The sequence below is a fragment of the Burkholderia sp. R-40 genome, assembly GCF_049942845.1.
GTDB lineage: Bacteria > Pseudomonadota > Gammaproteobacteria > Burkholderiales > Burkholderiaceae > Burkholderia > Burkholderia ambifaria.
Window position 1 is genome coordinate 894,517 of record NZ_CP187968.1, and the last position, 18,975, is coordinate 913,491.

Annotated in this window: 18 protein-coding genes and 1 pseudogene; 10 read left to right on the forward strand and 9 right to left on the reverse strand. The window is 66.6% G+C overall.

Features of this window, described 5'->3' with window-relative positions:
- Positions 1-8 precede the first annotated feature (8 nt).
- Entirely contained in the window at positions 9-950 is a 942-nt protein-coding gene (locus tag ACP26O_RS20455; protein ID WP_175666612.1) for a LysR substrate-binding domain-containing protein, read from the reverse strand.
- 76 nt (positions 951-1,026) lie between these two features.
- Between ACP26O_RS20455 and ACP26O_RS20460 the strand changes: the two genes are divergently transcribed.
- From ACP26O_RS20460 to ACP26O_RS20470, 3 genes are all read left to right on the forward strand, one after another.
- On the forward strand, positions 1,027-1,425 hold the full coding sequence (locus ACP26O_RS20460) for a nuclear transport factor 2 family protein (RefSeq protein ID WP_175666611.1): 399 nt from the start codon (positions 1,027-1,029) through the stop codon (positions 1,423-1,425).
- A gap of 142 nt (positions 1,426-1,567) precedes the next feature.
- Positions 1,568-1,837, forward strand: a complete 270-nt coding sequence (locus ACP26O_RS20465; protein WP_011659529.1) for a MoaD/ThiS family protein — start codon at positions 1,568-1,570, stop codon at positions 1,835-1,837.
- A gap of 53 nt (positions 1,838-1,890) precedes the next feature.
- Entirely contained in the window at positions 1,891-3,051 is a 1,161-nt protein-coding gene (locus tag ACP26O_RS20470) for a WD40/YVTN/BNR-like repeat-containing protein (RefSeq protein WP_175666610.1), read from the forward strand.
- Between the two features lie 74 nt (positions 3,052-3,125).
- Here the strand turns inward: ACP26O_RS20470 and ACP26O_RS20475 are convergent, their stop codons facing one another.
- From ACP26O_RS20475 to ACP26O_RS20505, 7 genes and pseudogenes are all read right to left on the reverse strand, one after another.
- Positions 3,126-3,545: an OmpA family protein gene (locus tag ACP26O_RS20475; RefSeq protein WP_175666609.1), complete on the reverse strand. Its 420-nt coding sequence runs from the start codon at positions 3,543-3,545 to the stop codon at positions 3,126-3,128.
- Positions 3,538-4,158, reverse strand: coding sequence for a M35 family metallo-endopeptidase (locus ACP26O_RS20480; RefSeq protein WP_244103708.1), 621 nt, complete (start codon positions 4,156-4,158; stop codon positions 3,538-3,540). Before ACP26O_RS20480 ends, ACP26O_RS20475 begins: the two co-directional genes overlap by 8 nt.
- A 28-nt stretch (positions 4,159-4,186) precedes the next feature.
- A complete protein-coding gene (locus ACP26O_RS20485) occupies positions 4,187-4,747 on the reverse strand; it encodes a hypothetical protein (protein ID WP_175666607.1) in 561 nt (186 codons plus the stop codon).
- 403 nt (positions 4,748-5,150) lie between these two features.
- Complete coding sequence (locus tag ACP26O_RS20490) at positions 5,151-6,098, reverse strand: choline ABC transporter substrate-binding protein (protein WP_006757406.1); 948 nt, start codon at positions 6,096-6,098, stop codon at positions 5,151-5,153.
- A gap of 110 nt (positions 6,099-6,208) precedes the next feature.
- Positions 6,209-7,207 (reverse strand): GlxA family transcriptional regulator, encoded by a 999-nt coding sequence (locus ACP26O_RS20495; protein ID WP_006749908.1) that lies wholly within the window; start codon positions 7,205-7,207, stop codon positions 6,209-6,211.
- Between the two features lie 118 nt (positions 7,208-7,325).
- Complete coding sequence (gene choW, locus ACP26O_RS20500) at positions 7,326-8,222, reverse strand: choline ABC transporter permease subunit (RefSeq protein ID WP_006749909.1); 897 nt, start codon at positions 8,220-8,222, stop codon at positions 7,326-7,328.
- Positions 8,215-9,506: pseudogene (locus tag ACP26O_RS20505) on the reverse strand (quaternary amine ABC transporter ATP-binding protein); the annotation flags it as partial. The pseudogene ACP26O_RS20505 and the gene choW, both read right to left, overlap by 8 nt.
- Between ACP26O_RS20505 and ACP26O_RS20510 the strand changes: the two are divergent.
- From ACP26O_RS20510 to ACP26O_RS20520, 3 genes are read left to right on the forward strand one after another with little or no spacing between them, the layout of a single operon-like run.
- Entirely contained in the window at positions 9,485-9,973 is a 489-nt protein-coding gene (locus ACP26O_RS20510) for a hypothetical protein (protein WP_175666605.1), read from the forward strand. The pseudogene ACP26O_RS20505 and the gene ACP26O_RS20510 overlap by 22 nt on opposite strands.
- Positions 9,974-9,997: 24 nt before the next feature.
- Positions 9,998-13,399: a DUF2339 domain-containing protein gene (locus ACP26O_RS20515; RefSeq protein ID WP_175666604.1), complete on the forward strand. Its 3,402-nt coding sequence runs from the start codon at positions 9,998-10,000 to the stop codon at positions 13,397-13,399.
- Positions 13,396-14,733, forward strand: a complete 1,338-nt coding sequence (locus tag ACP26O_RS20520) for a DUF3999 domain-containing protein (RefSeq protein ID WP_175666603.1) — start codon at positions 13,396-13,398, stop codon at positions 14,731-14,733. Before ACP26O_RS20515 ends, ACP26O_RS20520 begins: the two co-directional genes overlap by 4 nt.
- 157 nt (positions 14,734-14,890) lie before the next feature.
- Here the strand turns inward: ACP26O_RS20520 and ACP26O_RS20525 are convergent, their stop codons facing one another.
- A complete protein-coding gene (locus tag ACP26O_RS20525) occupies positions 14,891-15,679 on the reverse strand; it encodes a GNAT family N-acetyltransferase (RefSeq protein WP_175666602.1) in 789 nt (262 codons plus the stop codon).
- Between the two features lie 257 nt (positions 15,680-15,936).
- Here ACP26O_RS20525 and ACP26O_RS20530 point away from each other — a divergent pair, with 257 nt between their 5' ends.
- The 4 genes from ACP26O_RS20530 (at position 15,937) to ACP26O_RS20545 (ending at position 18,628) form a co-directional block, all read left to right on the forward strand.
- Positions 15,937-16,242 carry an NIPSNAP family protein gene (locus tag ACP26O_RS20530; RefSeq protein ID WP_105833164.1) on the forward strand — a complete coding sequence of 102 codons (306 nt, stop codon included), beginning with the start codon at positions 15,937-15,939 and terminating at the stop codon, positions 16,240-16,242.
- 300 nt (positions 16,243-16,542) lie between these two features.
- Positions 16,543-17,193 carry an NADPH-dependent FMN reductase gene (locus ACP26O_RS20535; protein WP_175666601.1) on the forward strand — a complete coding sequence of 217 codons (651 nt, stop codon included), beginning with the start codon at positions 16,543-16,545 and terminating at the stop codon, positions 17,191-17,193.
- Positions 17,194-17,415: 222 nt separating this feature from the next.
- A complete protein-coding gene (locus tag ACP26O_RS20540; protein ID WP_006749916.1) occupies positions 17,416-17,634 on the forward strand; it encodes a hypothetical protein in 219 nt (72 codons plus the stop codon).
- Between the two features lie 91 nt (positions 17,635-17,725).
- On the forward strand, positions 17,726-18,628 hold the full coding sequence (locus ACP26O_RS20545) for a ferritin-like domain-containing protein (RefSeq protein WP_175666600.1): 903 nt from the start codon (positions 17,726-17,728) through the stop codon (positions 18,626-18,628).
- Positions 18,629-18,975: the final 347 nt, after the last annotated feature.

Here is an 18,975-nt window from a genome sequence, read left to right on the forward strand (position 1 = left end):
CATTGCGATCAATCGTCGCGCGCAAGACGCGTCATGACTTCCGTGAGCGCCTGAATCGCCGGTTGCGCGGCGCGTTGCACCGGGTAGACAAGGTAGTAGCCCAGACCGTTGCGCACCACCTCTGAAAACGGCGCGACCAGCGTGCCGGCTGCCAGCCGATCCGCTGCCATGCGCGGATCGCCGATCGCGACGCCGTGCGCCTGGGCCGCGGCCGTCAGTGTCAGTTCGAGCGTATCGAATATGAGCCCCGTGCGCGGGTCGATCTGCGTGGCGCCCACGGCGTCGAGCCAGCATCGCCATTCATCGCGATTGCGCGCGGGATGCAGCAGCGTGGCCTGCGCGAGATCGGCTGCCGACTGCAACGACGCGCCCACCTCGCGCGTACACATCGGAGTGAGGTATTCGTCGAATAGCGGGACCGCCACCATGCCCGCCCAGCTGCCGGTGCCGCGCACGACGATCGCATCGAAATCGGCGTCGGTGAAATCCGGTGTGTCGTCCGCCGACGTGTGGATGCGCAATTCGGTCCGCGGCAATGCGTGATTGAGCGCGGACAGCCGCGGCAGCAGCCAGCGGATCGCAAACGTGGAAGGCAGCCGCAACGTCAGCGTCGACGCGGCATGCGCATGGGCGTGAGCGTGTCGCGCCAGTTGCGCGAGGACGTCGACGGCCACCGTCAGCAACGCGTCGCCTTCCGTGGTCAACGTCAATCCCGACGGATGACGGACGAACAACGCACACCGGTAGTGCGCTTCCAGTTGCTGCACCTGACGGCTCACCGCTCCCTGGGTCCGGCACAGATGCTCGGCGGCCCGGTTGAAGCTGCCCAGTTCGGCGGCGGCGACAAACGCCTGGAACGCCGTCAGCGGCGGCAGCGCGCGCGTCAGATCCGCGAGCGGGTATGCGCGGGCGGCATGCCCGGGTTGCGGATTTTTCGTTTGTTCGGTCATCGCGGCATCGCTATCGTGGTTGCACCGGCGCGACGGCTGTCGCGGACGGCTCGTCAACAATCAGCGGAGAAATATCATGGTTTCGTCGTCCGACGCACTTTACACGCGACAGGTCGATACCTACCTGAAGACACTGGAGCGCGGCGACGTCGCCGCGATCTGTGCATTGTTCACACCGGACGCGCGGATATTTTCGCCGTTTCTCGGCTGGATGGCGCCGCAGCCCTTCTTCGAAAAAGTCGCGGCGGCATCCGGACAAAGCCGGATCACGCCGATCGACATCTGCGTCAGCGCGACGGGCGCACGTCGGGCCACCGGCTATTTCACCTACGACTGGGGACTGAAAGACGGCTCCGCGGTGCAATTCGAGTGCGTCGACGTATTCGAATTCGACGAGGACGCGCGCATCAAGCGCATGATCATCGTCTATGACACGCATCCGATTCGAAGCACGGTCGGCGACAAGTACGCGTAACCGGGCAAGCGCGGGCACGTGCCATTGCCGCGGCGCAGCAACGGCTGCCTGAGCCGCCGACCGCACGGCGATGTCGCTGCCGAGCCGATCGATCGCCTAAACTACAGACCGTCCCCCTGCGCGGCTCCTGCCAGCCCCTGCCATGGCCCACCTCTTCTTCGCGGCGTCGATCCAGCGGCATATCGATACACCCGAGCGCGACGTCGACGCCCGGACGCTCGGCGAAGCGCTTGAAACCGTCTTCGGCGAACAGCCGCGGCTGCGCGGCTACATCGTCGACGACCAGGGTGCGCTAAGAAAGCATCTGTCGGTATTCATCGACGGCCAGCCGGTGCGCGACCGGCAACACCTGTCGGACGCGCTCGGCGACGCGAGCCGCGTCTATGTCGTGCAGGCGTTGTCCGGCGGATAAAGGGACGCATCTCATCGAAGCAAGCGCCCGATCGCGCACAGGAGACACCCGACATGAACGATCGACTGCTCGTCGCGACCCGCAAGGGCCTGTTCGTGCTGCACGCCGACGGCAACGGCGGCTGGTCGCTCGGCGAGCCGCACTTCATCGGCGAACCGGTCAGCATGGCGCTGGCCGATCCGCGCGACGGCACGCTGTATGCGGCGCTCAACCTCGGCCATTTCGGTGTCAAACTGCATCGCCGCCGCTCGGGCGCGGCCGACTGGGAAGAATGCGCGGTTCCGGTGTATCCGCCGCAGCCGGCCGACGCGCTACGCGCCAACGTCGGCACACATGCCGGCGACGCCGACGCCGACGCCGACGCGGGCGACGAAGCGCCCGCCCCGCCCCGGCCGCCGTGGACGCTTCAGCAGATCTGGTCGCTCGAAGCCGGCGGCGCCGACGAGCCGGGCGTACTGTGGGCCGGCACGATACCGGGCGGACTGTTCCGCTCCGGCGACGGCGGCGATTCGTGGGAGCTCAACCGCGCATTGTGGGACCGCCCGGAGCGCCCCGAATGGTTCGGCGGCGGCTACGACGCGCCGGGCATCCATTCGGTGATGGTCGATCCGCGCGACAGCCGGCACGTGACGATCGGCATCTCGTGCGGCGGCGTGTGGCAGACGTTCGACGGCGGCGCGACCTGGCGCGTGAGCGCCGACGGGATGGAAGCCGATTACATGCCGCCGGAGCGGCGCGGCGAGCCCAACGTGCAGGACCCGCATCGCGTCGTGCAGTGCGCGGCCAATCCCGATGTGCTGTGGACCCAGCATCATTGCGCGATCTTCCGCTCGACCGACGGCGCCGCGCACTGGCAGCGCATCGAAGCGCAGCCGTCGAGCTTCGGCTTCGCGGTCGCCGTGCATCCGACGGATGCCGACACCGCGTGGTTTGTCCCGGCCGTGAAGGATGCGTGCCGGATTCCGGTGAACGGCCGGTTCGTCGTCACGCGCACGCGCGACGGCGGCCGCAGTTTCGAGAGCCTGTCGAACGGATTGCCGCCCGCACCGGCCTACGACCTCGTGTATCGGCACGGGCTCGCGGTGGATGACACCGGCACGCGTCTCGCGATGGCGTCGACGACGGGCGGGTTATGGACTTCCGGTGACGGCGGCGAGAACTGGCGGCAGGTTTCCGCGCATTTGCCGCCGGTGTATTGCGTGCGGTTCGGGTAACGAACGGAGAACGACGCGCGCTCGAGGCAAGCTTCGCGGCCGGGACACACCACGCCCCTGCGCCGCAATGTGCATCATTTGTTCGTGCAACAATTGTCGGGACAGCCGGGCAGCAATGTTATTTCAGCGCGCTTTGCATTTTCATGGTCATGAATACTCAGGCGCTTATAAACATAAGCATGAACAGCATAGCGCTCCTGCTTCATCCCGAAATGCACCAACAACCGGCGAGCGGACTCGGCACGCCTCGCAGACAGCTCTTCCGGATCGATTTCGACAGGCTCGGCTACCCCGCTCACGGCTACGCCCTCGCGAACCGGAAACTGCGACAGCATTGTCGACACCCAACCTTTCAGCTTCCTCGCTTGCTCTTCGCTCACCGTGGCAGAATCCCGGTCAAACATCAGATCAAAATTTTGCCCCGGCAAATTCTCCGACCCATCGCAAGCATACGAATTTTCAGCCAGACACAACAAGACCACGCCGCTAATCAAGCCAGATAACGTATGCCGAAATACTGTCCGCATTTTTAATTGCCACCTCAGGGTTATTTTGCCCCCACTCGGGAAGAAATCGCGTGATTCCATACTTTGGATCGCCCGCCCCGAACGTATCCTTGAAATGAGTGCATTCGTGGATAATGGTTGACAACTTCGAGGTAGCCGCCCGACTTCGATCCCGAATCGTACAAAATTCCTCGTGAATGCTTATTGTATGCGTTTCAGTGTCGGGGCCGCATACGTGCGCAACAGTGCCGACATGCTTATTGGTAGGCAAGCATCCAAGTGATCTGTCCAGATCGGGACGAGCCCTCAGGAAATTCCCGGGACCGAGTGCCCGCATGACAGCAAGGGTCGACGTCAGTCCAGTGACGAGACGATGACGGACCTCATGATCATTGGCGCCAAACCACGTCCAGACACGTCTCCGTTCCTCAGGCGCCCATTCGGCCAGTCGTTTGAGCCGCTCCTTTACCAGATCGGCCCCCTCGTCGCGAAGCTCCATCACCAGCTTTCTGAACTCCGCGTCGGTCATGCCCGGACAGATTGGCGGCCCGTTGAGCGTAAGGAAAACTTTGAGCTTGGAGTTGCGCACGGTATTCGTCACGGCTGAATCGTGGACGCATACGTATTCGTCACGGGGCATCGCTACTGTCCTCCACGACCTCGAGCCTGAGTTTCTCGGCCCCACGCGTCGTTATTCGCCGAGTGTTTCCGTCGACATCAGTGACGCCACTGAAAACCTGGCCTGACATTGTGCATATGCGGTACCGAACGTAGGCAAGCGGGCGGCCGCTCCGCTCATCGCACAAGACATACTGCTCGTCATGCTCGTCGCTGGCCGTCGATGCAGACTCGGTCTGATTGCGGATCTGCCCAGTGAATGCTGCTGCTTCGTCGGCCGTAAACAACATCCTCATGCCGCGCTCGGCATAGAACACCGGCGGCGGATTGCAACCACAGACGTTGATGTCACCGCTCAACGCCCACGGTTTGCCGTTTGGTCCGGTTCCTGGCCTACGCGGCCCTTGCGGGGCAATAAAACCCTTCTGCCCGCAAGCGGTGCAGTAGGTTTTCATATCGAGCGTCGCGATATGCACGCGCGGCGGCGGATTGGAACAGGTAACGGTCGGCAGCCCTTCCATAATCGTCGCGCTGCCGCCTCGATCACCTTGTGCAAGGAAATAGCGGATCATGCGCAATCACCCGACTGGCGGCCTGCGACGGCAAGCCTCACCACCATCCGTTCTCTATTGGGAGTATCCCCGTGTCTGGCGCACTCGGCACACGAGCTGACAACGGAATGAAAATGCGTCGGCACCTTCTTCTTGGGCGACATCCTGACTCTCCTTCGCAATATTGGTGTGGTTGACCAATACGAAGATGCGCGATTGCGAAGAGGTTTTCAATCATACGAGTTCGAAATTCGCAGACCTAATTTTTCTTATATTTCTATCATCGAACTTCTTAATCGATCGATCAAGATCGCCAGACAAGCATACAAAAATGCCCCTGAAGCCAGATAACAACTCTGTCGTTCAGGGGCATATGACTACCGTCAAGCCTTACGCGGAAACCCAAAAAGAACAGCGGCCTCGCTCAATGCACGCCGAGATAAGCCTTCACCGCCGGCAGCCCCGGCTTGCCGTCGAGCGTCGTCACGCCGGCCAGCCATTTCTCGAGCGATTGCGGGTTCGCCTTCAGCCACGCGGCGGCGGCCTTGTTCGGGTCTTCCTTGTTCATGATCGGCACCATCACGTGGTTCTCGATCGCCGTCGTGAACTGCAGGTTCGACACGAACTTCGCGACGTTCGGGCAGCGCTGCGCGTAGTCGGGCGGCGTGGCCGTCAGCACCTTCGCCTCGCCGTAGTTCGGGCCGAACACGTCGTCGCCGCCGGTCAGGTAATCGATCTTCATCTGCACGTTCATCGGATGCGGTTCCCATCCAAGAAACACGATCCACTGTTTGTCGCGGGCCGCGCGATTCACCTCGATCAGCATCCCGGCTTCGCTCGACTCGACCAGCTTGAACTTGCCGAGGCCAAACTGATTCGTGTCGATCATCTTCTTGATCAACGCATTGCCGTCGTTGCCCGGCTCGATCCCGTAGATCTTGCCGTTGAGCTTGTCCGCGTACTTCTGGATGTCGGCGAACGACTTCAGGCCGCCCTGGTACACGTAGTCAGGCACCGCGAGCGTGTATTTCGCACCGGTCAGGTTCGGCGTGGCGAGCACCTTGATCGTGCCGGCCTTCGTGAACGGCTGGATGATCGGGTCCATCGTCGGCGACCAGTAGCCGAGGAACACGTCGATCTGCTTGCTCTTGATGCCGGCGAACGTGATCGGCACCGACGCGATCGTCTTGGTCGGCGCGTAGCCGAGCCCCTGCAGCATCGTCGACGCGAGGCCGGTGGTGGCCGCGATGTCGGACCAGCCGACGTCCGCGAAGCGCACGTTCTTGCACACGGGCGGGTCGGCCGCATACACCGCCGACATCGGCGCGGCGATCCCGATCCCGCATACCGTTGCGATCAATAGGCGCTTCATCTGTCTTCTCCTCAAAGTGACGTCGTTTTTCATGGTTGCGGGATCGATGGTTGAAGCCGCGCGCCGCGATCCCGGCGGCGTCGCGGACCGAACGGCTCGCGCGGGCCGCGTCAGCGCCCCGGCAGCCGCCGTTCGTAACTCGGCGCGTGACCGAACTGCGCGCGATACGCCTTGCTGAAGTGACACGGCGAATGGAATCCGCACGTCGTCGTCACGCGCGCGATCGACGCGTCCGTCGTGCGCAGCAGGTCGCGCGCGCGCTTGAGCCGCAGCGTCAGGTAATAGTGGGTCGGCGATACGTTCAGGTACACCTTGAACATGCGCTGCAAGTGCCGCTGCGACAGCCGCACGAGCCGCGCGAGTTCCTCGAGCGACAGCGGCTCCTCGATGTTCGCCTCCATCAGGCGCACGACCTCGATCAGCTCCGCGCGCGAGAACCCGACGCGCGCATCGACCGGAATCGGCTGCGTGTCGGTCGAGCTGCGGATGCGCTCGAGGATGAACTGTTCGGACACCTGCGCGGCGAGCTGCTGGCCGAAGCGCATGCCGACGAGGTTCAGCATCAGGTCGAGCGGCGCGGTGCCGCCGGTGCAGGTGAGCCGGTCGCGATCGACGACGAACAGCTCGTCGGCGAACCCCACCTGCGGAAATTCCGCATGCAGCGCGGACAGGTTCTCCCAGTGCACGGTGCAGCGATAGCCGTCGAGCAGCCCGCCGGACATCAATGCATACGCGCCGGTGCAGATGCCGCCGAGCGGCAGCCCGCGTTCGGCGAGCGCCGCGAGCGTGTCGCGCGCGCCGTCGTCGACCACGTCGCGGATGCGAATCCCGCCGCACACGATCATCACGTCGGGCAGGTTCGTGTAGTCGAGCGCCTGGGTCGGCCGCACCGCGATGCCGTTGCTGGCATGCACGGGGGCGCCGTCGAGCGAATAGATCGACCACTGGTAATGGTCGGCGCGCCCGACGTAGTTCGCCATCCGAAGCACTTCGACCGCGCTCGAGAACGCGATCATCGAGAAATTCGGCAGTGTAAGAAAGCCGAAATGGGCGAGGGACGAAACCGGTGAAACGCAAGCGGCGGGCACGGCGGCAGCGGCGGACGTCACATCGGGCTCCTGGCGAACGGTTGAGCAGGTTGCAGGACGCCAGTTCCGCGGCGCACGCCGCGGAAAACCGGAGTCGAATCGGAGAAGGCGGCCGGAAGACGCACCGGCCGCCGGTGGCTCAGGCTTGAGCGGGCGCGCCCTTCGCGCGGAACACCTGCTTCAGGCCCGAGAACAGCGGTGCTTTCACGGTGCCCGGCGCGCGGCCGAAGCTTTCGGTGATGCGGTCGAGAATGATCGCGAGCAGCACGACCGACAGACCGCTTTCGAAACCGAGGCCGATGTCGAGGCGCTGGATACTCGCGAGCACGTCGTTGCCGAGGCCGCCCGCGCCGACCATCGATGCGATGATGACCATCGACAGCGCCATCATGATCGTCTGGTTCACGCCCTGCATGATCGACGGCAGCGCGTTCGGGAACTGCACCTTGTACAGCAGCTGCCACGGCGTGCAGCCGAACGCCTGGCCGGCTTCGACGATCTCGCGGTTCACGTGACGGATGCCGAGGCTCGTCAGGCGCACGGCCGGCGGCATCGCGAAGATCACCGTCGACAGGATCCCCGGCACGCGGCCGAGACCGAACAGCATCGCGGCCGGAATCAGGTAGACGAATGCGGGCATCGTCTGCATCAGGTCGAGGATCGGACGCACGATCGCGGCGACCAGCTTGCTCTTCGCGGCCCAGATGCCGAGCGGAATGCCGAGCACGAGGCTGATGATCGTCGACGACAGCGTGAGACCGAGCGTGATGACCGTCTGATCCCAGAAGCCCGTCGCGAAGATCAGCAGCAGCGACAAGGTGGTGAACAGCGCGAAGCGCCAGCCCACGCGCCACAGTCCGACGCCGATGAAGATCGCCATCATCAGCCACATCGGGATCGCCTGAAGTCCGTGCTCGACGAACGCGGCGAGGCCCTCGATCGCGCGGCCGATCGCATCGAACGTTGCCGCATCATGGTCGAGCAGGTAGTGAACGGACCGGTCGACCCAGGTACCGAGCGGAATCATTTCAGACATGGGAACCTCGCGAACGCGTGATGGCTTTCAGGATGAGTGCGCGGTCGACCGAACCGCAGTAACAGCCGTCGTCGTCGACGACGGGCAGTGCATTCGGGCTTGCGACCACGCGCGCGACGACATGATCGAGCGTCGCGTCGCGCCGAATGCTTTCGATCGGCCGCACGGACGGCGTGTCCTGACCGAGCGCATCGCGCGTGACGAAGCCGCGGATCTTGCGTGCGGCGTCGAGCACGAACGCGTATTCGGCGCTGCCGTTCAGCGTCGCCGCGACGTTCGCCGCATCGAACTTCGACATGGTCGGCACGGCGCCCGTCTGCATCAGGTCGCCGGCAGTGAGGTAGCGGCTGGTGTCGATGCCGTCGAAGAACGCGCGCACGTAATCGTCGGCCGGGTTCGCGATGATGTCCTGCGGCGTGCCGACCTGCACGAGCCGGCCGCCTTCCATGATCGCGATGCGGTTGCCGATGCGCAGCGCCTCTTCCAGATCGTGCGACACGAACATGATCGTGCGGCGCTGTTCCTTCTGCAGTTGCAGCAGCACGTCCTGCATTTCGCGGCGCTTGAGCGGATCGAGCGCGGAGAACGCCTCGTCCATGATCATCAGCGACGGGTTCACGGCGAGCGCGCGGGCCAGGCCGACGCGCTGCTGCATCCCGCCCGACAGCTCGGACGGCAGCTTGTGCGCGAACGGTGCGAGACCGACCTGCTCGAGCACGTCCATGGCCCGGCGTTCGCGCTCCTTCTTGCCGACGCCGCCGACCTCGAGGCCGAACGCGGCGTTCGACACCACGGTGCGATGCGGCATCAGCGCGAACGACTGGAACACCATGCTCATGTCCTTGCGGCGCAGCGCGGTCAATTCCGAGCGGCGTGCCGACGCAACGTCGAGCCCGTCGATCAGCACCTTGCCGGCGCTGGGATCGACCAGCCGGTTCACGAGGCGGATCAACGTGGATTTGCCGGAGCCGGACAGGCCCATCAGCACGAATATTTCGCCTTCCTGCACGTCGAACGATACGTTGTGCACGCCGACGACCTGACCGGTACGCTTGAGCACATCGTCTTTCGTTGCACCGGCGGCGAGCATGTCGAGCGCCTGCTGCGGGTTACTTCCAAATACCTTGCACAGACCTTCGACCACGACCTTGGGGGCATCCATTGAAACCTTCTCCTCGTGTAGCGGGGACTAACGCGTCGCATAGCGTGCCTACATAGTTGCCAGAAAAAACCCCGACCTGCCGACGAATTACGACAAACGCTTGCGCAAATACGACACGGCCTCCAGCCCCGCCCGGCGGGCCGCAGCGCGCGGCGGCACCTGTTTGCGGCAACGCAATACGCGCACAGCCAACACTGGCGGGCATCGGGTGTCGGACTTGTGCGCAGCAGCGCGGCGTGCATCGCATGGCGTTTTGCGCCAATTCGCGTCGAGGGGCGCGTCGTTTTACGACAATTTCACGTCCGTTCCGGGGCCGCTCTGCTCAGACGAAAGAAAACACTGCTTTCACCCGAAAAAGCATGACCGTGCAAAAGGCCGCGCGGCGACACCGAACGGCGCACGCCGTGATACCGCGCCAACCCTGAAAATCCGCGACGAGCGCTGTGATACATTCCCCGCAAACACGCTGATCGCGACGTTGCCGCGGGCCTTTTACCGATGGTACGCCGATGGCGCGCGCGTGCCGGTTCGCCTGCCGGCCATACCGAAACAGCCTCGATCAGGCCGCGCGATGATCGAAGGACGATAACGAAATGAGAGAGGGAGCAAGGCGATGAATTGGGCCTTTGCCGCAATCGGCTTCATCGCGGGCGGTATCGCCGCATTATTCGGGGATTTCTCGGTCGCCAACGGCTCGCTGCTGGGTGCGGTGGCCGGGTTCTGCATCGGCCACGCGCTGCGGCAACGCACGCGCAACGGCGATGACACGCCACCCGGCGCGTTCGCGATGTCCGCACCGCCCGCAACCCCGCAATCCCCACCCGTTCTACTCGCCGACCGCGTCGCGCGCCTCGAAGCGACGGTCGAGACGCTGACGCGCGAAGTTGCGTCGCTGCGCGGCCAGCTGGCCGGTGCGAAAGCCGGTGCTGCCGCGACCGGCAGCGCCACGCAGGCCCCGTCGGCCACGCCGGCCACCGTCCCGCCGCCGGCCCCGCTTCCGCCGCGGCCCTCCGTGCGGCCCGCCGTCGCGAGCGCCGGCACGCCAGCGTCGACGTCCATACCGACTCCCGCGCCGATTCCCGCACCGGCAGTCGCCGCGCGGACGAGCGACGCGCCGGCCGCCGCCGGCACACCGACGAATGCACCCGCAGCCGCAGCCCGCCCGATCCCGCCCGCCCCGCCCCCGCCACGCGAACCCGGCATCGCCGACCGCGCATTCCGCGCCGCGCGCGACTGGCTGCTCGGCGGCAACACGGTCGTGCGCGTCGGGATCATCGTGCTGTTCTTCGGCGTCGCGTTCCTGCTCAAGTACGCGGCCGACAACAGCATGCTGCCGATCGAATTCCGTCTCGCCGGCACGGCGCTCGCCGCGGCCGCGCTGCTCGCGATCGGCTGGCGCGTGCGTGCACGCCGCGCCGCGTATGGCCTCGTGCTCCAGGGCGGCGGCATCGGCATCCTGTACCTGACGATCTTCGCCGCGACCAAGCTCTACGCGCTGCTGCCGGTCGGCGCCGCGTTCCCGCTGATGGTCGCGGTGTGCGCGCTGAGCGCGTTCCTCGCGGTGAAGCAGAACGCGTTGCCGCTCGCGTTCATGGGCAGCGCGGGCGGCTTTCTCGCGCCGGTGCTGCTGTCGACCGGCCAGGGCAACCATGTCGCGCTGTTCAGCTACTACGCATTACTGAATGCAGGCATCTTCGCGATCGCGTGGTTCAAGGCCTGGCGTCCGCTGAACCTGCTCGGCTTCGTGTTCACGTTCACGATCGGCTCGGCGTGGGGCGTGACGGCCTACCGCCCCGCGCTGTTCGCGAGCACCGAGCCGTTCCTGATCCTGTTCTTCCTGATGTATGTCGGCATCGCGCTGCTGTATGCGGTGAAACGCGAGCTGGCGTTGCGGCACTATGTGGACGGCACGCTCGTGTTCGGCACGCCGATCGTCGCGACCGCGCTGCAGGCGGCGCTCGTGAAGGACATCCCGTTCGCGCTCGCGTGGAGCGCCGTCGCGCTGTCGGCGTTCTACGTCGCGCTGGCCGCGTGGCTCACGCGGCGCCGCGAGCGCCTCGCGCTGCTGTTCGAATCCACGCTCGCGCTCGCGGTGATCTTCGCGACGCTCGCGGTGCCGCTCGCGTTCTCGGGCCCGACGACCAGCGCCGCATGGGCGATCGAAGGCGCGGCCGTCGTCTGGCTCGGCGTGCGCGAGAAACGCCTGCTGCGGTTCGGCTTCGGGCTGCTGATGCAGGTGGCCGCGGCCGGCGCATTCTTCACGAGCCTCCTCGGGCCGGCCGACACCACCGCGCTGCCGGTGCTCAACGGCCCGACCATCGCGATGCTGCTGATCGCGCTTGCCGGCCTGTTCACCGGCTGGTGGCTGCACGGACGCGACGAAGCGCGCGCGTGGCACGCGTGGATGCCGGAGGTCGGCGCCGCGGCCGCCGCGTGGGGGCTGCTGTGGTGGGTCGGCGGCGGGCTGCATGAGATCCTCGTCTACGCGAGCCGTCACGTCGATCTGCATGCGGACCGCTTCGTCGTCGACGCGACCGCGCTGTTCGCGGCCGGCACCGCGTGGCTGGCACACGTCGCGCGCCGCAAGCTCGCGTGGCCGATCGCAGAATGGCCGGCGCTCGCGCTGACGCCGGTGCTCGCGCTGCTCGCGTGGCGCGCGTTCGATTCGCACGAAGCGCCGCTGTCGGGCATGGGCGCGTTTGCGTGGCCGATCGCCGTCGTCGCGTGCTATGCGCTGCTGCTGCGACAGTCGCGCGGCACGACGGCCGCGGGCGCAGCAGCGGAGACGGACAGATCGGCCGTGGCAGCCATCCCCGCCCCCGTGCTCGCACCGCTGCACACGCTGATGTTCTGGACGTTGTGCGGGCTGTTCTCGCTCGAAGGCTTCTGGCGCCTGCGCGCGTTCGTGCCCGAAGGCGCGTGGAGCTGGAGCGCGTGGGCCTACGGCTTCGGCGCGCTGCTCCTGCTGGTGGCGGGCCCCGGCTCGCGGCTGCGCTGGCCGGTTGCCGCGTTCCCGCGTGCGTATCAGGTATGGGGTGCCGCACCGCTCGCCGCGCTGCTGGGATTGTGGAGCATCGCCAGCGTGACGAGCGACGGCGACGCGTCGCCGCTCTTCTGGCTGCCGCTGCTCAATCCGCTCGACGTCGCGCAACTGCTGATCTTCGTCGCGTTCGCGACCTGGCTGCGCCGCCTGAAGGCGCTCGGCATCACGTGGCATCCGCTTGCGGCCGACCTCGCGGCGCTCGCGACCGTGTTCCTGTGGTTCAACGCGCTGCTGCTGCGCACGCTGCATCACCGTTTCCACCTGGCTTACGACATCGATACCGTGCTGTCGTCGTTCGGCATCCAGCAGGTGTTCATGGTCGGCTGGAGCCTGTTCGCGTTCGCCGGCATGTGGCTCACGCGCCGTGACGGCATCGCGCGCGTATGCGCGCTCGCGTCGCTGCCGCTGATCGTCGTGATGTGGATCTGGACCTTCTATGCGAACTTCACGCAGGACGGCGGAAGCTGGGCGCGCATCCCGCTGCTCAATCCGCTCGATCTCGTGCTCGTGGTGGTCTATGCGCTCGCCGCGTCGTGGTTCGTGCGCGCGCGCAAGCTCGGCTGGTCGTTCGACAACTATCGCGTCGAACTGCTGAGCGGAGCGGGCGCGACCGCATTCCTGTGGCTGAACGCGATCCTGCTGCGCACCTTGCATCACTGGGCCGGCGTGCCGTACGAATTCGGCGCGATGGCCGAATCGACGCTCGTGCAGGCTTCGGTGTCGGTGTACTGGACGCTCTGCGCGCTCGCGATCACGATCTGGGCCACGCGCCGCGGGCTGCGTCCGCTGTGGTTCGTCGGCGCCGCGCTGCTCGCGCTCACGGTGATCAAGCTGTTCCTGTTCGACCTGTCGCACGTGACCGGCATCGAGCGCATCGTGTCGTTCATCGGCATCGGCGTGCTGCTGCTGTTGATCGGCTATTTCTCGCCGCTGCCGCCGAAGGCCGCGCTCCAACCGGACGACGCACGATGAAGCGACTCGCAGCCCTGCTCGGCCTGAGCCTGCTGACGTCGTTCGCGGCGGCTGACGGCACGCCGGGCGCCGAACGCGTCGCCCGACGCTTCTCGCTCGATCTCGACGGCAGCGCCGCGTATTACCAGCTCACCGTGCCGCAAGCCGTGTACGCGGCGAGCCGGCGCGACGATCTCGGCGACGTGCGCATCTTCAACGGCGCCGGCGAGCCCGTGCCGTATTCGCTCGATGCGCCCGCGGCGGCGGCCGTGCCGCCGTCGCGCGCGCCGGTGCACTGGTTCCCGCTGCCGCCTTCCCGCACCGACGACGGCAGCGTGCCGCTCGGCGTGTCGGTCGGGCCGGACGGCTCGCTGCGCGCGGCCGTTACCACACCGCCTCGCGCGAAGCACGCGGCGGATCTCGTCGACCTGTCGCATGCCGACGGCGAGGTCGACGCGGTGCTCGTGCACGTGAGCGACGACAGCTATCAGGGGCGCGTCGGCGTCGAAGCGAGCGACGACCTGCGCAGCTGGCGCTCGCTCGGCAGCACGCAACTGCTGAAGGTCGGGCGCGGCGACGACATGCTGGTGCAGGAACGCATCGCGCTCGAAGGCACGGGGTCGCGCTACCTGCGGCTCGACTGGCTCGACGGTGCGCCCGCGATCGGGTCGATCGAGATCGAAACGCAACCGCACGATGCGCGCACGGCGGACGCCGCGGCCGTGCCGCGCCAATGGCGCGACGCCGTGCACGTGCGCGCCGGCGGCGCGCCCGGCGAGTATCTGTTCGACACCGACGGCGCGTATCCAGTCGACCGCGTGCGCATCGACCTGCCGCAGCCGAATACGGTTGCGCGCGCAACCTTGCAGAGTCGCGCGGACGCGCAGGCGCCGTGGCGCGACGTCGCCGGCGCCGTGCTGTTCCGGCTGCAGGGCAAAGGCGCCGAACAGCGCAACCCGCCGCTGGCGTTCGCGCCGAATCCGGATCGCGCGTGGCGGATCGTCGTCGACATGCGCAACGGCGGCCTCGGCAGCGGTCAACCGGCCGTCGCGGTCGGCTGGCATCCGGCCGCGCTGACCTTCGTCGCGCGCGGCACGCCGCCGTTCACGCTCGGCGTCGGCAACGCATCGCTGCCGTCGTCGGCCGTGAGCCGCGATGCGCTGCTGGTCGGGATGGCGCCGGAAGTGCGGCCCGCGCGCGTCGGCGCGGCGTTGCCGGCCCCGGCGGTCGAGCCTGAGCGCGCCGCCGATACGGATGCGACGCGCCGTTACGTGTTGTGGGGCGCGCTGGTCGTCGCGGTCGGCGTGCTCGGTACGATCGCATGGCGCCTCGCGAAAGGCGGCCGCGACGAGTAACCTCGACACGCATTCGTCTCCTTCTTGATGCGCCGTTTACCGCGCGTGCCTGGTTTTATCGACAATCGCAACGCGCGATCGCGTACGATCGTCGCGAGAATTCGTCGGCCGGGCCTCTCTCGGTACTGGCATGCGCGCCACGCGATCAGGCTCGCCGTTATCGGCCCACGAAGCGCCCATGCTGGCGCGGCCGCCACGGCGACGAGCGGCAGCTCGCGGCGCCGGCCGCACGCCGTGCCGCCCATCCGGTGACACGGCGCACGTGCGGGTCGCGCCGGGCCAGCGCGGCCACGCGCGACGGCAACGCATACGCGAGACGCCGCACGGCCGCCGCGCGCGCAGCCAGCCTCGACGCCGGCAACATGCGGCGCGCGAAGCGCGCGACGGGCCGCTTGCAGAGGATCGCGCTGTCGTAGCGCTTGCCGGCGAAGCGCATCGTGTCGACGACCTCGAAACCCTGCGCGCCGTAGAACGCCAGCAGGTGCGAAGCAGGATGCGGCGTATCGAGCGCGAGCAGCGTATAGCCGCGCAACGCGGCCCACTGCTCGGCGAACGACAGCAGCAACGCGCCGATCCCGCGGCTCTGGCAGTCGGGATCGACGGCCACCTGCCGCACGCTCGCGACGCCTTCGCACCGGTACAGCGAACAGGCCGACGACGGATCGGTCGCATACAGCGTGGCCGTACCGACCACACGTCCGCCGCACACGGCGACGTAGCACTCGCCCGCTTGCGCGCGGCGGCGCGTGACGTCTTCGTCCTGGTCGACGCACGTGCAGTTCAGCCCCATCGCGCCGAGCCGCGCGAATGCGCGATGCAGCATCGGCGTGAGTTGCGCATAGCTGTCTACTGCCGGATCGAAACGCCGGACGATTACCCGATCGGCGCACACGGAAGGCAGCGCGCCAGCGGACCGTTCGGCGATCGCGTTCCAGGGTATCGACATTGCAATACTCCGTGGTTGGGATGCCCGAAGTCTATGAGCGCGCCGGCCGCCGTCACAAGAAAAAATGTCGTAAAAGTTTGGGGAAATGCGCGCGGGCGAGACGATTGCGACGATACGTGCGGCGGCTTTCGCGTGGCGCTTCGAGAACGCATGAACGGACGCCGATCGTTGTTCGCGCAAGCAACGTCGCGTGCGTCGTTGACACGTGCGACGACTCCATCCAGACTCGCTGCTCCCCCACCGTACCGAGCACGCTCATGGTCACCTGCTTCCTTCGCTACGTCATCGATCCGTACAAGCTCGAGCAGTTCGAAACCTACGGCAAGATGTGGATCCCGCTCGTCGAGCAATTCGGCGGCACGCATCACGGCTACTTCCTGCCATCCGAAGGCGCCAACAACATCGCGCTCGCGATGTTCTCGTTCCCGAGCCTCGCCGAGTACGAGCGCTATCGCGAACGCTCGATGGACGATCCGGCCTGCCAGGCCGCGTTCCGCTACGCGGAGGAAACGCGCTGCATCGTCAGCTACGAGCGCAGCTTCTTCCGGCCGGTGTTCGAGTAACCGCCGCGCATCGCGCCCCCTTTCCGGCGGCGGACGAAAAAAAGCCCCGCCAGCATCCGCGCGGCGGGGCCAACCCATGTCAGTAGAGACATCATGGAGGAGACGAGCCCATCTTAGCGAGGGCCGCACGCCTGCCCAACCAAGCATTTCTGCTATCCATCTGCGTCGCCGCGCGCACGCTCGCCCCGCGTGCACGGCATATCGATAGAACGAAAAGTCGTTTTCAGAGTGGCGGCGGGGTCGTTACCATCTGGTTTTAAGCCTGTGCTTAGCCGGGCAAGCCATCCCAAGGAGCGCCCCTTGACTGCATTCGATCAACACCGCCGCCCGTTCGTGGTCGGCATCGGCGGCACCACCCGCGCCGCGTCGTCGACCGAGCGCGCGCTGTCGTTCGCACTGCGCGGCGCACAAGCCGCCGGCGCACGCACGCGCCTGTTCGATGGCCCGTTCCTGCATACGCTGCCGCACTACGCCCCCGAACACAAGACGCTGACCGACGCGCAGCGAGAACTGATCGACACCGTGCGCGAAGCCGATGCGATCGTCATCGCGACGCCCGGCTATCACGGCGGCGTGTCCGGCCTCGTCAAGAATGCGCTCGACACGCTCGAGGAACTGCGCGCCGACGAGCGCCCGTATCTCGACGGCCGCGCCGTGGGCCTGATCGTCACCGCCTACGGCTGGCAGGCCGCCGGCACCGTGCTGACGTCGCTGCGTTCGATCGTCCACGCGCTGCGCGGCTGGCCGACGCCGTTCGGCGCCACCGTGAACACGCTCGAAACGCGTTTCGACAGCGCCGACAGCTGCTCGGATCCGAAGGTCATCGCACAGCTCGAGACCGTCGGCGCGCAAGCAGCGGAATTCGCGCTCGCGTTCGCGTCGCATCGCGCGGCCTCGCATGCCGCATCGGTCGACGTGCTCGCCCCCGTGCTGAAGATCGCCAACCACTGACCGCAGTCTTCCCGCCGCCCGCGCCCGGCCGACGACGTTCGCCGCGCGCGGGCGATGCGCGTCCGAAGCGCCGGCCGCACCGCGCCGACGCCCCTGCTCCGTACCGGCTCCCCGCCCCGATAATGATTCGGCCCGCCACGTGATTTGCATTGGCCGAAAGATTGGTTCACGCGGGCGGCGCGTTTTCGTACGCTGAAAGCCCGAATCCTCCCTGCGTACGCCATGAACCGCACGATCCGCTACAAGGGTTACGAAGTCGCCCCCGCCGCCGCCCGGCTGCCGAATGGGCTGTTCGCCGCGAACCTGACGATCGAGAAGGCAAGCGGCGGCCCGTCGCCGCGCGCCGTGTCGTTCGACGCGATCGATTTCTTCTTCGAAGAGGAACACGCGCTCGCATATGCGTCCCGCTGGGGACGTCTCTGGGTCGACACGCAGGCCTGAGCGCAGCGCCCGCAGCGAGGGTTCGCACGAAAATACGCGATGACGGAAGCTATGCAAGAATCTTTCGTCTTGTAATCGCATAACAACAGCCATGTCCGACACGCTGCAGGACGAGCATGTAGCGGCAGATTACGCCATGCGCAACTGGACCTTCGAGCGTCAGGGTCCGGTCAGGATCGGTTCCGATGCGCACCGGCAGATGTTCTGCCACATGCTGCTCGATACACACAACCCGTACAAACCGGCCGTCATCGACTGGCCCCCGCTCAAGCCCGACGAACTGAAGCGGCTCACGTCGCTGCCGATCTGGGACATCGCCGTCCAAACCGAGGGCCGCGCGTCGATCCGCGTGGCGACCTACGCCGCGGCGGTCGACGATCCGCTGCTGCGCCGCGCACTCGAGATGGACGGCGGCGAGGAAGCCCGCCACAAGGTCGTGCTGTCGAAGCTCGTCGAGGCATACGGCATCCGGCTTGCGCCGGAGCCGCCCTACCCGGCGCCCAAGGATCCCGAGTGGTCGTGGATGATGACGGGCTTCAGCGAATGCATCGACAGCTTCTTCGCGTTCGGCCTGTTCCGCTCCGCGCAGCGCTCCGGCTATTTTCCGCCCGAACTCGTCGATACCTTCGAGCCCGTGATCCAGGAGGAAGGCCGCCACATCCTGTTCTTCGTGAACTGGTACGCGTGGTACTGGCGCAATTTGCCGTGGTGGCGCCGGCCGTGGTTCTTCGCGCGCGTCGCGGCCGTGTGGGTGCATCTGGTCCGCGACCGCATCGGCATCGCCCGCGGAATCGACGCCGACGGCGTCGCGCGCGATGCGAACTTCCCGGCGACGAGCACCGCCGACATCGGCGAAACGCTGAACCCTCGCGAGTTGATCGAGCTGTGCCTGACCGAGAACGACCGGCGGATGGCCGGGTACGACAAGCGACTGCTGCGCCCGATGTTCGTCCCGCGCATGGCGCGCCTCGCGCTGCGGTTTCTGCGGAAGTAACGCTGCGGCGCACGGCGGCGGGTTGCTGGCGGCGCGGATTGGCGCGCGCGGCGGCCTGTCGGCGCCTTCTCCTGGACGGTGTGCCGCGTCGGCCGAACGGGGCTGGGCAATCCGACTCGCCGGGGCGCGGTTGCCGACCGCGCGCCTGCTTCCCGCCTACGAAAACGAACACACTGGGGCCCGGATTCGTTGCGCAACGCGCGACGTGACGTTGGCTTCCTCCCTCCAACTGACGGCGCGGATCGGCCGCATTCGCACGTCGCCTCTCCTCCCGCGGGACGCCTTCCCCGGAAACAGGATCAAGTCGTTGTGGCGACGATCCGACATTTCCCGCTCGCTGAATCTGG